Origin of the sequence: Hominilimicola sp. (assembly GCF_046972485.1) — a bacterium.
GTDB lineage: Bacteria > Bacillota > Clostridia > UBA1381 > UBA1381 > Hominilimicola > Hominilimicola fabiformis.
Window position 1 is genome coordinate 1 of the sequence record NZ_JBKVWU010000053.1, and the last position, 14488, is coordinate 14488.

The window sequence follows — 14488 nt, forward strand, 5'->3', positions numbered from 1 at the left end:
TATAAATGTTAAAATAAAAATGTACAAAAACGCCAACTCAAAATGTACAATTCTGGCAAATCACTTTTGAATAGAGTATACTCTATTTGGGAGTGATGAAAATGAATTACAGAAAAGACATTTATGAGAAGGTGAAGTTTATGCTTAAAGATAACACACAAGTAAATATTAACTGTTCAAAGCTTGCTCGTCAGTACGGTTGTGACCGCAGAACCGTTTCTAAAGCTATCAATGCTGTGAAAAACAATCTGCCCCAGCCGAAAGTAAATAAACCCAGAAAAACTGATGGCTTCGAATTGATAATAGAAGAAAAATTAAAAACCGGTGCTCCCGCTATTGCTATCTGTAACTACATCACGAAGCATCATGGATATACAGGCTCATATACCACAATTAAAGACTATATCCGAAAGCTTAACCTTGAAAAACAAAAGCAAGCTGTTATCCGTTTTGAAACAAATCCGGGTATTCAGGCTCAGGTGGATTGGAAAGAGTCAATGAATTTCAAAACCAAAGACGGTGATACAATAAAATTTAATGTATTTTTACTAATCCTCGGATTTTCAAGAACTAAGTTTCTTTGTGTTACAGAAACAAGAGATTTACATACAGTAGAAGAATGTCTTGTTAAAGCGTTTAAATACATAGGTGGAGTACCTCATGAAATCCTCTTTGATAATATGCGTTCAATAATTGATAAGGCACGTACACAGTACAATGAACCTGTGTTTAATGATGAATTCAGTATGTTCTCCTCTGATTGCGGATTCATTCCAAAAGCCTGTGTGGCATACCGTCCCGAAACAAAGGGCAAAGTTGAAGTTACTGCAAAGCTTGTGAACAGATTAAAGGTTTACAGCGGAGACATAACCTGCTTTGATGACTTTAAAAGAATAACGATGGAGCTTAATGAACAAATCAATTCTGAAAAATGTCAGGCAACAGATAAACCGCCGTTTGAATTACTTGATATTGAAAAACCATATCTGATACAAACAGACCTTGATATTCTTTCAGGATATTTCAAGGAAACCATCAAAAGGAAAGTTAGTGTTGAATCATTGATTACCTATGAGGGCAGAAAGTATTCTGTACCACCTAAATACATCGGCAAATATTTAGATATTGAAGATGATGGTACAGGCTTCAATATTACCTTTGACGGACATTTTATACGCCATTGGGATAAAACATCAAAGATTACAAATTTCAATCATCAGGACTATATGGAAATTGCAAGATGTAGCTCTTTGAGAAGGCTTTCCGATGATGAAATTACAGCTGTTGCAGAAAGGAATCTTGAGATATATGACAAGCTTTAATGTATTAAAAAACAACATGGAAGAGCTTGCACTTACCAAGATGCTTGAAATTCTTCCGAACGTTATTGATAAATCAACAAAAAACAAAACATCTCTTGTAGACTCTTTACTTGAGCTTACAAATGCAGAGATTGAATTTCGTGCAGAAAGAGCAAAAAAGATTAATATTACGACATCACATTTTCCGTACATTAAAACGTTTAAGGATTTTGATTTTTCATACCAGCCATCAGTAAACAAAGAGCAAATTGCAGATTTAACAAGTTTGAGATTCATAGAAACGAAAACAAATATTATCTTTATTGGCTCAAGCGGAGTAGGAAAAACACATCTTGCTACAGCCATAGGAATTGAAGCAGCAAGCCAAAGAATATCTACATATTTCATCAATTTTGCCAAACTGATGGAGAAATTGAAGCAGGCATCAAAGGAAAACCGTGTAGAGCAGGTTGTGAAACACTATCTCAAATACACAGTTTTGATAATTGATGAAATCGGATATCTTCCGGTTGACAAAGCTGCGGCGTATGGATTTTTCCAATTAATCGCAGCAAGATATGAATTCAGACCAACCATCCTTACGACAAATCAGTCTTTTTCAAAATGGCCGGATGTTTTTGGAGATGCAGTAATTGCAAACGCAATCATTGACAGGTTGGTACATCACTGTGAAATCATTAAAATCACGGGGCACTCCTACAGGGTAAAGGACCGAAATCTTTTTGATGAAGACGCTGAAACCAGGAGCTGATTTTAATTGGGAGGCGAATTTATTCGCCCAGTAGTTATACAACGCATATGACATGATATTCGTCGAAAGCAGCAGAGATGCTTGTTTATCCTTTGATGAATGTTACGAAATATGCTTCCGCCAAAATTGTACATTTTCATTTGCCCTTTTTGTACATTTTCACTTGACATTTACAATATTTATATAAAAAGGAGAATTAAGCAATATGAAAAATAATGATATACACAGTTTATCACATACAAAATGGAATTGCAAGTATCATATAGTATTTGCACCGAAGTATAGAAGAAAGGTGTTTTACGGTGAAAAAAGAGCAGAAATAGGAAAAATATTAAGAGAATTATGCAATTGGAAGAAAGTAAATATAATTAATGCAGAAGTATGCCCAGATCATGTACATATGTTGGTAGAAATACCATCGAAATATAGTGTATCAAGCTTCATGGGATTTTTGAAAGGAAAGAGTAGCATAATGATATATGAAAAATGGGGAAACATGAAATACAAATATAGAAACAGAGAATTTTGGTGTAGAGGATATTATGTGGATACAGTAGGGAAAAATACTAAAGCGATAGATGCATATATAAGTAATCAGTTGAAAGAGGACAGACTGAATGGTCAATTAACATTTGAAGATGTAGAACCGTTCAAGAAATAAAGCCAAGTTTACTGGCAGCGAGTAACGAGCCCTTAGCAAGAGGCAGTCGTACTAATGCGCTTTCGCGCGTGGCTAGTAGAGTGGGGCTATGCCCGTTGATGAAAAGCCCCCGGCTATGCCGGGGGATATTTACTGTTGTTATGATACGAAATTCCTAAATGAGCCGGTAGCACTTGAGTAATCCTTTTGGAAAAGACTCATTTGGTTTACAAGTTCGCTTGTATTTTGTATTAGAAACATATTTGTTGAGATAGGAAACAGTAGTGTTAAAGCTACTTTTTTAAATTTTTTATTTAATGATTTTATTTCTTATATCCAAATCTAGTATCTTTCTTCTGTTTCAGAATTGTATTGTACTGCCAATTTAATTTTGAATAGTTACTTCTGATAACTATTGGTAATTTATATTCGAAATACACCGTTTTTTGGTATATAATGTAGACAACAATAAAATTACAGGGGAATATGATATTTATTTGATATAACAGACTCTAACACAGAGTCTTTTTTTGATTTGCTTTTTTATTATAAATATGATATTCTAATAAAAAAATTGAATGGAGAAAGTTATGAACATACAGATATTTGGAAAATCGAAGTGTTTTGACACGAAAAAGGCAGAGAGATATTTTAAGGAGAGAAAAATAAAATATCAGCTAATCAATATGACTGAAAAAGGTATGAGCAAGGGTGAATACAACAGCGTCAAGCAAGCTGTCGGCGGATATGAAAACTTAATTGACGAAAAGGCAAAGGACAAAGACACTCTTATGCTTATAAAATATCTTGCGGACGAGGCAAAAGAGGACAAACTGCTTGAAAATCCTCAACTGTTCAAAACACCTATTGTCAGAAACGGCAGGCAGGCGACTGTCGGCTACAAACCGGAGGTATGGAAAATATGGGAATAAAGCGTGTTCCGACGTATTTCAATGAATTTGCCTGTATCGGCGGTGCGTGTGAAGATAACTGCTGTATCGGCTGGGAGGTTGATATTGATGATGAAAGTCTTGAAGTTTATAACTCGGTCGGCGGTGAGTTTGGCGATAGGCTACGCCGTTATATGAGTAACGAAAATAGTTTTACGCTTAAAAACAACCGTTGTCCATTTTTGAACGACAAAAATTTATGCGATATTTTTATAAACATCGGCGAGGATAAGCTCTGCACCGTTTGTACGGAATATCCGCGATTTACCGAAACATACGGCAGTTTAACGGAAAAAGGTCTTGGAATGTCGTGCGAAAGTGCGGCGGAATTTATCTTTAAAAGTGACAAGCCGACTGGTTTTGAAACTGAAAAATTTGATTATGAAGAAGAATGTGACGAAGATTTTTTAAGGATACTTTTGAATGTGCGTGAAAATATTTTTGATGTGCTTAAAAATCGAAAAATGAACATTTCGGACAGAGTTAAAACGATTTTGAATTATGCATATGACGTGCAGGATAAAATCAATAACAACAACGTTGACAAAGTACCTCAAAGTGTGGATAACTGCGATTTTTCACAAAGTGAAAAGTGTATAAACGACATAAAAGAGTGCGTCAAGCTATGTCTTAGCCTTGAAATTATGGAGGACAGTTGGACGGGGGTAATTGAAAACACGCTCGGAATTTTTGACAATTACGATAATTTGAGCGGTGAATTTGATTTATACATAAGCGGACGCGAATACGAATATGAAAATTTGCTTGTGTACTTCATATACAGATATTTGCTGAAAGCGGTGTTTGACTGTGACGTGCTTACAAAGGTACGTTTTGCGGCGGTGTCGTATGTGATTATACGTCAGCTTGATATTGCACGTTGGCTTAGAAACGGAAAAGAATTTTCGCTTAAAGACAGAATAAAAAATTGTGTGTTGTATTCGAAGGAGGTTGAACATTGTCAGGATAATATCGATTTCTTTGACGAGGAATTTTTGTTCAATCCAATCTTTGAACACAACAGATTTTTGAATTTAATTTAAGTTTTTTTGATTTTGTATTGCAAAATATAATAATTGACGAAAAAGAGCCGAGCGTTTTTGTTGCCGATTTACTTCCGTTTGTCTGCCTGTCAACACGGTACAACCCATTGAACAGCCGACTACAAAGCTTGTAATAATTCTGCATAAGCTGACTGCCTATGTTTACGGCTGAAATCGACGACGTGCCGTTATACGCACCGACAACGGTATTACGGTATTATTATATATTCCTTATTCGGTTTTGCCAATGCCTTTTGTAAAATCGGTCAAACTTGACACATTATAAGTAAAATGCTATAATTAGAATAGATTACTATATACAAAATACGGTGTTTTCAGTATGGAGGAAATTATGACGCATTTGAATTCTGCGGTAAAATTACTTGACAGAGCCGCTGAAAAGTTTAACGATAAAATTGCAATATCAGATGAATGGAGCGAAATTAGTTTCAGTGAATTGCAGAGAAAGGGAAAGGCTGTCGGAACGGCACTTGCAAAGACAACTCCGCAAGGATATATGCCTGCACCTGTTATGGTGTATTTGAAGAAAAGCATATCGTGTTTGGTTTGTTTTATGGGTGCGATGTACAGTGCAAATCCGTATGTGCCTACCGCGTACGATATGCCTGCGAACAGAATACAGAAAATTGTTGACTCACTTCAAGGCAGAGGTCATATAATCACAGACGCACAGGGTATGGAAACTTTAAAGACTATGAACATACCCGAGTCAATGAGTATTCATATATATGAGGAAATCGTTGAGACCGAAACGGACGGGGAACTTATCGAAAAAACTCTTAATTCGGTAATTGATACAGACCCTATTTATATAATGTTCACATCTGGTTCGACAGGTGCACCGAAAGGCGTTACAGTGCCGCACAGAGGCGTTATAGATTATGCAATTTGGGTTGCAAAGACATTTAATATCAATGAAAATTCTATACTTGGAAATCAAGCACCGTTCTATTTTGATAATTCGATATTTGATATATACAGCTGTCTTTTGACAGGTGCAAAGATGGTGATAATTCCTGAGACATTGTTTATGTTCCCTGTAAAGTTGCCGGAATTTGTGCGTGATAATGATATTACGACAATATTCTGGGTACCGACCGTTATGATTAATGTGGCAAATTCGGGAGTGCTTTCGGAGATTGAATTGCCGAAACTTAAAAATGTGGTGTTCTGCGGTGAAGTAATGCCGAATACTCAACTTAATATATGGCGCAAAGCCCAGCCGCAATGCACATACGCAAACCTTTACGGTCCGACGGAAATTTCGGACGTATGTACTTATTATATTGTTGACAGACCTTTCAAGGACAGTGATTCACTTCCGATTGGTAAGGCTTGCGAGAATATGCGTATTATAATTCTTAACGAGAAGAATGAAATTGCAAAGACGAACGAACAAGGCGAAATATGCGTTATAGGTACAGGCGTATCGCTTGGATATTGGAATAATCCCGAAATTACGCAAAAGGCATTTATTCAAAATCCCGTTAATCCGTATTACGAGGAAAGAATTTATCGTACAGGCGATTTGGCATATGTTAATGATGAAGGCCTCATTATCTACTTGGGAAGAATGGATAATCAGGTTAAGGTAAAAGGTAACAGAATTGAGCTTGGCGAAATCGAAAATGCCGCAATGTGTGTTGGCGGAGTTAAAGGTGCTTGTGCGGTGTTTGACGAGAAAAATCAGAAGATTGTGTTGTTTATAGAAAGTTGCGAGGCATTTAGGCTTAGAAAACTTAATCTTGAACTTAAAAAGTATATACCTAATTATATGTTGCCGGGCGACCTTGTTGTTATGGAAAAATTCCCGCATACCGCAAATGACAAGATTGACAGAGTTACACTAAAGAAATCTTTGGGATAAAGGAAAAGCTATGGAAACAATGATGCAAAGTGCCGTATGCCTTTTGGAGCAGGCGGCGGAAAAGTTTAAAAATAAGACAGTATTTGAAGATAAGGACGGAAGTATTTCTTTTGAGGAATTGAGAGAAAAAAGCCGTATAATAGGAAGTGAACTTATTAAAAGAGTTGAAACAGGCAGAAAATGTCCTGTAATCGTATATTTGCCGAAAAGCATAAAATCAATAATCAGCTTTATGGGTTCGCTTTACAGTGCGTCACCGTATGTGCCGATTGATTACGCAATACCGATGGCGAGAATGGAAAAGACCGTTGAAAATCTTCATCCGACCGCGATAATAACAGATACGGACGGCAAGGCAAAACTTGAAAGTCTTAATCTTGACACAGAGATACTTATATTTGATGAGCTTGCAGACGGACAAGCCGATGATGCGGCGGTTGATAAGTCGCTGGGCGGTGTGTGCGATCTTGACCCTGCGTATATTATGTACACATCAGGCTCAACAGGTGTGCCGAAAGGCGTTACAATTTCAAACAGAGGTGTTATAGATTATATTGAATGGATTGTCGAAACATTCCCGATTGACGAAAACAGCGTAATCGGTATGCAGTCGGCGTTCCATTTTGACAATTCTGTTTTTGATATGTATACCGCTTTTTATACGGGTGCAAAAACTATGATAATTCCAGAGATACTTTTTATGTATCCCGAAAAACTTATGGATTATATGACGGAAAACAAAATTTCCGTTATCTTCTGGGTACCAACCGTTATGATAAGCGTTGCAAACGGCGGTGTGCTTGAAAATGCCGATTTGAGTGCATTAAAACTGATATTGTTTGCAGGCGAAGTAATGCCGAATACTCAGCTTAATATATGGAGAAAATATTTGCCCGACTGTATGTATGTAAATATGTATGGTCCGACAGAAGCAACGGATATTGCAACGTATTATATTGTTGACAGAGAATATGAAAATCACGAAACTTTACCGATAGGTAAGGTTTGCAGAAATATGCGTGCATTGATTTTGAACGATGATGATAAGCAATGTGCTGTCGGTGAACAAGGTGAACTTTGCATAAGCGGTACGGGTATTGCACTCGGATATTGGAATTCACCGGAGATTACGGCAAAAGCATTTGTTCAAAATCCGCTTAATACAAAATATTACGACAGAATTTACCGTACAGGCGACCTTGTTTATGAAAATGAAGAAGGCAATATAATTTTCATAGGCAGAAAGGACAGCCAAATTAAATTGAGAGGTAACAGAATTGAACTCGGTGACCTTGAAAGTGCGGCGGCAGCTATTGAGAATGTCGCAAGTGCATGTGCATTGTTTGATGCGGATCAACAGGAGATTGTATTGTTTATCGAAACAACAGCAGAAATTGTCGCAAGAAAGTTTAAGGTGGAGCTTAAAAAATATGTTCCGGCATATATGGTACCGGGCAAAATCGTAACTATGGAAAAGTTCCCTCACACACCGAGCGGAAAGATAGACAGAGTCGGTTTAAGAAAAACTTATATTACGGCTGAGTAAAATTGCCCACAGCACTGTGAACAATTTTCTTTCAGCCGAAACAAGGAAATTAAAATCAAAAAAGGAGATAATTAAAATGGAAGAAATCAAAGAAAAACTAAGAGCATTCATACAGGAGAAATTTGAAATTGATGATGATCCTGATTTTACAGATGATGTACATTTGTTCAACGAAGGTTTTGTCGATTCATTCGGCGCGGTTGAAATAATCCACTTTATCGAACAGACATACAACATCGAAATCACACAAAAGGATATAACACTTTATCCGATGAATACAATCGAAGAAATAGCTGAGGTTGTCGAAAATAAATTATCATAATCAGAAAGGTAACGGATAAATGTGGTATCTTCAGACAGATGTACTTTTAAGACTTTTTATAGCCTGTGGTGCAATGATACTGATTTCAGGACTTTCAAGGCTGATTTTCAAAAAAGATTTCGGACCTAAAGTTCTTGTATTTGCAAGTATAGCAGTTATAGCATATGTTTCGTGGCAGCTTGCCATAGCGATTGTATGCTATACACTTATAACATTTATTTTCGCACGAATACTGAAACCGCTGAAAAAAACACGGCGGTTTTTCTTCGTACTGTTCAGTATTTTGTGTACAGTGCCGTTTTTCTACGGACGAATGACGGAGTTTTTTCCGCAACTTCCTGTAATAATTACATTTGTGGGAATAGCGTATCATATGCTAAAAGCGGTTGACGTTATGTACTTCGTGTACTATACGGATATGGATATTCCGTTTTTGACGTATGTGAATTATATGTTGTTTTTCCCGACGTTTACGGCAGGTCCGATTTTCAGATACAGAGATTTTCAAAAGGTATATAATAAACCCGTACCGCTAACGACAGACAGATTTATAACTTGCGTAAAGCGATTTATAAAGGGTATGTTTAAGAAAATGGTTGTACTTTACTTTGTAAGTACATTCTTTAACTTCCTTGTCGCAAGCGAAAAACATTGGTATGTAAGCCTTGCGATAGTGGTTTTCAGCTATCTGTTCCTGTTCTTCGACTTATCGGGTTACAGCGATATGGCGATAGCCGTAGGCTCGGTTATGGGATATACAGTGCCCGAAAACTTCAGAAAGCCTTGGGCGGCGGCATCATTTACGCAGTTCTGGCGTAACTGGCACATAACTCTTTCCGATTGGGTCAGAGAACATATTTTTGTTGTATTAAACGGTAAAAAACTCGGAAAACTTGCTTCAGCCGGAATGGGCTTTCTTGTAATGTACGTTATGGAAATGTGGCACGGTTTTACTTGGGTGTACGTTATCGGCGGTATTTATAACGGCTTGTGTCTTGGTCTTGAAAATCTTTTGGGACTTACAAAGGCGGAAAAACGTAAGATGAAAAAGCCTGTCTATATTGCAAGATGTATTATAGTAAATATGCTTTTTGCATTTAATACATTGATGTTTACCGTAACACCTGCACAGTTTTTTGAGATACTTAAAGGATTTATAAGAATATGAAAAAGATTGTAACAATAATTGCGATTGTACTTGCAATAGCGGTCGGTGATTTGGCACTGACTTATAACAATTTCATAGTGAACAGTGATTATTTTGTGAAAAACGATTTTGAAATAACGCAGTATAAACACCCCGAAAAAGTTTGGGATAAGGTGTTTTTCGGAAACAGCGTTGTTATTTCGGCATATATGGAGGACAAGAGCAGTAAAGGATATGTCAATCTCGGTCTTGACTACGGTGTTGTTACCGACTTGTGGGAAATGATTGAGAAGAAGCATATAAATATCGGCTCTGAACTTGTTATCGGACTGAATTATTTAACGTTGTATGATGAGTTTGAAACCAATCCGACATATATATGGCATAAAAAGTTGTATGAGCCGTATGTGTATTTTGAGCGTGACAGATTTTATCCTATGATAACAGACGGCTTTGATAAGCTGTTAAACGGCGAAAGTCCTTTGCCGTATAAATATCTTCCGCAGGAAAAGCATATTTATCATGGCGCAATGTCGGATAAAATGCTTGAAAAGACTATGGAAAATTATCAAGACGAATTTTTCAATCTTCCGACGGAGAAGTTTTCAAAGAATGTGGCTGCACTTGAGAAGATTATAAATTACTGTAATGATAATAATATAAGGGTTAGGGCGGTTTGGATGCCGTGGAATACGAAACTTGAACAGCCTGAATTATTGGGTGAAGTCAAGGCTATGGCAAACGAAGTATTTGATAAGTATAACGTGGAAGTGCTTGATATGGAAACTGCTTTGTCACCCGAATGTTTTTACGATACGGGACATTTGAATTATGACGTGGGTTCAGCTATCTTCACTCAAATGATAGATGAATGGTTGTAGAAAAATCGCCCACAGCACTACTTTTTGCTTGGGCTGGTCGCAGACTGATAGTCTGCTGCTCGCCCATGCAACCGGGGGCAGTACATATGTACAGCACCGCAAGTTGGCTGTGAACAATTTTTGGAAGGATCTTTATATGAAACAAAAATTAAAAACAATAGGAACATTTTTAATATACCTTGCAATGTTCATTTTAATATGTATATTCTTTACCGGTCACGGTACATTTATATATGAGGCATTTTAAAAGGAGAAAGTTTATGAAAAAACTTATACCAATATTTCTTGCAGTGCTTTGTCTTACGGCGTGCGGAAATGAACAGGTAAAAAATCCCGATACATTGTCTACAGCGGTAATTTCGTCCTCGGACAGTGTTACGGCAAAAAACACTTTAAACAGTTTAAATGAATCAACCGTTGCAACATTGACCGCCGATAAAATCGACGCGTCAAATATCGGTGATTTGTCGGATTATGATGTTTTGTACATTGATAAAAGCGTTGTGGAAACAGGCGGTTTTAATGCAAGTGCAGTTGAGGAATATGTATCAAACGGCGGAAGTGTTTTCCTTGACAATGATGTGTATAACGTATTTGATAAGGACTTTATCGGTGCGGAGGACTTTGTAATGATTGATTCTTGTCCGGTTGATATGATTTATCCCGAGAACAGCGATAAAGGAATAAAGAAAATTCAGTCGCTTTTGTCTGATTTTTCGATGTTGTACAGAAATTATGCCGATTATAATGATGTGCTTGTAAATCAAAATTACGGAGTCGGCGTTGTTCCGTCAACAGCGGAATGTATTGCGTCAAAGGATAATGTGGGAATTTATACGGTAAATCAGTACGGAAACGGTTATGTGTTCTTCACCAATCCGCTTTTACCAAATTCATTTTCCGTAAACAATCTTTCTCCCGATGATACCGGCGAATACCTTTCAGCAACAACGGTCGGTGCAAATAAATTGCTCAGAGATTATTTTGCGGAATTTGTTTCGCTTAAAAATTACGGATATGCCGTTGAACACGTTTTGGGCAGCTTTGCAAAGCCTGTTGCCTCGTGGGAGCTTCACTATGAGGATATTACGGGTATAGATAACGGCTCGGCGGAAATTTTTGAGGAAATGTGTGAAAGATACGGTCAAGTACCGTCATTCACGCTTGCAAGAAATCCGTATATTTGGTTCAGACGTGCCGAAAGTGTGACGTATGCACTGAATAATAACGGTCAATTTGCAATGGATCCGTATGAAAATGCGTATTCATCGGGAACGCACTTTGTAACCGCAAAGGAATGGCTGTCACTTGATTATGACGATAACACAATCAGCTATTTTGAGGACAGCCACGATTATATAAAACGTGCTTATCCGTGTCCGACGGACTTTAACGGTGACGGCAAAATGGACTTGATTTGCGGAAGTGCGGACGGAAAACTGTACTATTTCGAGGGTACGGGAATGAAATCGAATTACGAACTTGACGTTGCGACTATGTTTACCGATATGGACGGAAATCAAATTTCGGTCGGTGCATATTCATCACCTACAACTGCCGATATTGATAATGACGGTGTTGATGAAATAATTACAGGCGATGAAAACGGAAGTATCCATTGCTTTAAAAGATCTGACGGTATGGTGCTTGACGATCAAGGCATCATTCTTGAAACAGGACTTACCGACGCAATGCCGTCAATCGGTGATTTAAACGGTGACGGCGTGCTTGATATGGCGGTCGGCTCACGAAACGGAGAAATGAGAATATATTACGGCGATATGGGTGAGTACAGTGTTTTGTTTAATGCTTACGAAACTGTTGACACAGGTCAAAGTTGGTGTTCACCATGTATAGCCGACGCAGACGGTGACGGCGTGAATGAGCTTTACGCAGGTACGTTTGAGGGATATATCGCGAAGTTTGAAAATAATGTTTTTAACGGTTATATTGAAGGCAATGAAAGCAATTATAAGGGTAATAATAATCTGAAATTCGGTGCGAACAGTGTACCGAGATTTTATGATATTGACGGTGACGGCAATAAAGATTTGGTTGTCGGCTCACTTGAATACGGTATGGCTGTGCCTATAGACAGCGATTATTTTCCGTATCGTGAAAAATTGCAGAAACAGCTTGACGGTTTTAAGGACAGAGGAATCTATGTCGGTGTACACGCACTTTCAAATGAATATGCCGACAGTGCACATGACCAAAGGGAGCTTGAATATCAGAAAAATGCATTTGAGTCGTACGGACTTCCATGGATAGGCAGTGGTGTAAATCAGCATACATGGAGAACAAGTAAAATCGGTTATGACACGCATTTTGATAATATGAGCGGTTATGACGGAACGTACAAGAGTCAGTTTGACGCGGGTCTTTATTGGAACAGCGGTTCACAGACTCCGAACAGTATCGCCGTACCGGAAGTGAGTGCGGAAAATTCAATCATTGTTCCTTTCTATCTTGATAACGGTCAGCTTATGCTTCAACCGTCAAACACACCGAACGGAAACAGCGAATTTTCGGCGATTTCTGCGAAGTATGAAGTGCCTATCCTTTTCTATAATCACTGCGATTACGTTTACCGTGAGCAGGACAGCGAGGAGGAGAAGATTAAAAAGGTTGATACGCTTGTAGATGATTACGGCTATAATTTCGTACAGGAAAATCAGCTTGCAAAGATGACTGCGGCGGCATATAACAGCAGGGTCAGTGCAAAGTGGGATAATGATACTTTGTATTTGTCGGCGGCGGCAAAAAACGAGGATATTCCGCTGTATGATAAGAATTATCAAAATTCTACCGGTGTAAAAGTGATTTTTGCCGACGGTGTTACGGTTGATGAATTTAACATAGACGCAAGTGTTGCATATAAGAAAGATAACTGTATTTATGCGTCGCTTGATAAGGGCGTAAAGATTTCAAAGAACGGCGAAAATAAAGATATAAATATCACTTCGGTGAATGTACCTGCAAAAATTTCAAAGAATGATAAGGGTGCAACGATTAAATTCTATGACGGCGGTATGATGACGGTTGAAGTTGCCGGTAATGCACGTACAACGTCAAAAGGCTGGGAAACAACTCAACAAGAGGGTAAAACACTGTTTAGAAAATACGGAAAAGCAGAAAATTTGAAAATAACAAAATAAAAAAGTGCCGAAAGGCACTTTTTTATATGATTTTTTAAAGATTAAGTCATTTTTACTGTCCCCAAACATTTCTTAAATGCTCGGCGTACATATCTTGTATTTCTTTAATTTCGCCAAGACCGGTAAGGTCACAGTTTACATTAAAACCGTTATTTTCAAATTCTTCTTTCCATTCGACAGCCATATCATTTTTTGCGTGGTCACCGCATACAAGCATAAACGGAAGTAGTGTTACATTTTTTATATCGGTTTTCGTTGCGTGTGACATAACTGTTTCAAGGTCGGGAAAACCCTCAACAGTACCGACAAATACGTTGTTCATATCGGCATTTTTAAAGTGATAATCAAGAGCGGGGTAGGCGGCATTCGCAAAATGGTCGCTGCCGTGTCCCATAAAAACGTAAAGTCTGTTTTTGTCGGTAAGTCTGTGTTTGAAAATATCAACAATGTTGTAATAGTCACTTGTTTTGGTAACAAGCGGACGAGAAATTCTGATTTTCATTTTGTCGTTAAATTTCTCAATCATTCTGCAAGCTTTGTCGTATTCAATACCGCACATAATGTGAGTAGGGACACAAAAAATATCTGTGTAACCGCTTTTATATAATTTTTCAAGTGCTTCATCTACAGTATCAATTTCTATTCCGTCACGTTCACGGAGCTTTTTAATAATCATACCGCTTGTAAATGCACGGAAAACATCTGTTTTAAATTCATATTTAAGTTTTTTTTCGACAGCACCGATTGTTTTTTCAAGTGTATCGCGGTGGCTTGTGCCAAAGCTTATGACAAGTATTGCAGTTTTCATATTTTCTCCTTTATTTTCTGTTCATATAATTC

Annotated in this window: 12 protein-coding genes; 11 read left to right on the forward strand and 1 reads right to left on the reverse strand. The window is 37.7% G+C overall.

Annotated elements, in window-relative coordinates:
- Positions 1–101 precede the first annotated feature (101 nt).
- The 11 genes from istA to ACLTU0_RS07060 all read left to right on the forward strand — a co-directional run bounded on the left by istA (position 102) and on the right by ACLTU0_RS07060 (position 13648).
- Positions 102–1322: an IS21 family transposase gene (istA, locus tag ACLTU0_RS07010; protein WP_412321791.1), complete on the forward strand. Its 1221-nt coding sequence runs from the start codon at positions 102–104 to the stop codon at positions 1320–1322.
- Complete coding sequence (istB, locus tag ACLTU0_RS07015) at positions 1267–2073, forward strand: IS21-like element helper ATPase IstB (protein WP_412321793.1); 807 nt, start codon at positions 1267–1269, stop codon at positions 2071–2073. Before istA ends, istB begins: the two co-directional genes overlap by 56 nt.
- A 205-nt stretch (positions 2074–2278) precedes the next feature.
- Positions 2279–2734, forward strand: coding sequence for an IS200/IS605 family transposase (tnpA, locus tag ACLTU0_RS07020; RefSeq protein WP_412321795.1), 456 nt, complete (start codon positions 2279–2281; stop codon positions 2732–2734).
- A 569-nt stretch (positions 2735–3303) separates the two neighbouring features.
- Entirely contained in the window at positions 3304–3645 is a 342-nt protein-coding gene (locus ACLTU0_RS07025) for an arsenate reductase family protein (protein ID WP_412321796.1), read from the forward strand.
- A complete protein-coding gene (gene fliB, locus ACLTU0_RS07030) occupies positions 3627–4706 on the forward strand; it encodes a flagellin lysine-N-methylase (RefSeq protein ID WP_412321798.1) in 1080 nt (359 codons plus the stop codon). Before ACLTU0_RS07025 ends, fliB begins: the two co-directional genes overlap by 19 nt.
- Before the next feature lie 352 nt (positions 4707–5058).
- Positions 5059–6594, forward strand: a complete 1536-nt coding sequence (locus ACLTU0_RS07035; RefSeq protein ID WP_022229445.1) for an amino acid adenylation domain-containing protein — start codon at positions 5059–5061, stop codon at positions 6592–6594.
- Positions 6595–6604: 10 nt separating this feature from the next.
- Positions 6605–8140: an amino acid adenylation domain-containing protein gene (locus tag ACLTU0_RS07040; RefSeq protein WP_412321799.1), complete on the forward strand. Its 1536-nt coding sequence runs from the start codon at positions 6605–6607 to the stop codon at positions 8138–8140.
- 76 nt (positions 8141–8216) lie between these two features.
- Complete coding sequence (locus ACLTU0_RS07045; protein ID WP_022229447.1) at positions 8217–8462, forward strand: acyl carrier protein; 246 nt, start codon at positions 8217–8219, stop codon at positions 8460–8462.
- A 19-nt stretch (positions 8463–8481) separates the two neighbouring features.
- Positions 8482–9630 carry an MBOAT family O-acyltransferase gene (locus ACLTU0_RS07050; RefSeq protein WP_022229448.1) on the forward strand — a complete coding sequence of 383 codons (1149 nt, stop codon included), beginning with the start codon at positions 8482–8484 and terminating at the stop codon, positions 9628–9630.
- The gene (locus tag ACLTU0_RS07055) at positions 9627–10490 is read left to right on the forward strand and encodes a hypothetical protein (protein ID WP_022229449.1); all 864 of its coding nucleotides are present in this window, start codon (positions 9627–9629) and stop codon (positions 10488–10490) included. Before ACLTU0_RS07050 ends, ACLTU0_RS07055 begins: the two co-directional genes overlap by 4 nt.
- A gap of 260 nt (positions 10491–10750) precedes the next feature.
- A complete protein-coding gene (locus tag ACLTU0_RS07060; RefSeq protein WP_412321800.1) occupies positions 10751–13648 on the forward strand; it encodes an FG-GAP repeat domain-containing protein in 2898 nt (965 codons plus the stop codon).
- 52 nt (positions 13649–13700) lie between these two features.
- On the opposite strand, the gene ACLTU0_RS07065 is transcribed toward ACLTU0_RS07060, so the two are convergent.
- Positions 13701–14456 carry a sirohydrochlorin cobaltochelatase gene (locus ACLTU0_RS07065; RefSeq protein WP_412321801.1) on the reverse strand — a complete coding sequence of 252 codons (756 nt, stop codon included), beginning with the start codon at positions 14454–14456 and terminating at the stop codon, positions 13701–13703.
- Between the last annotated feature and the right edge of the window lie 32 nt (positions 14457–14488).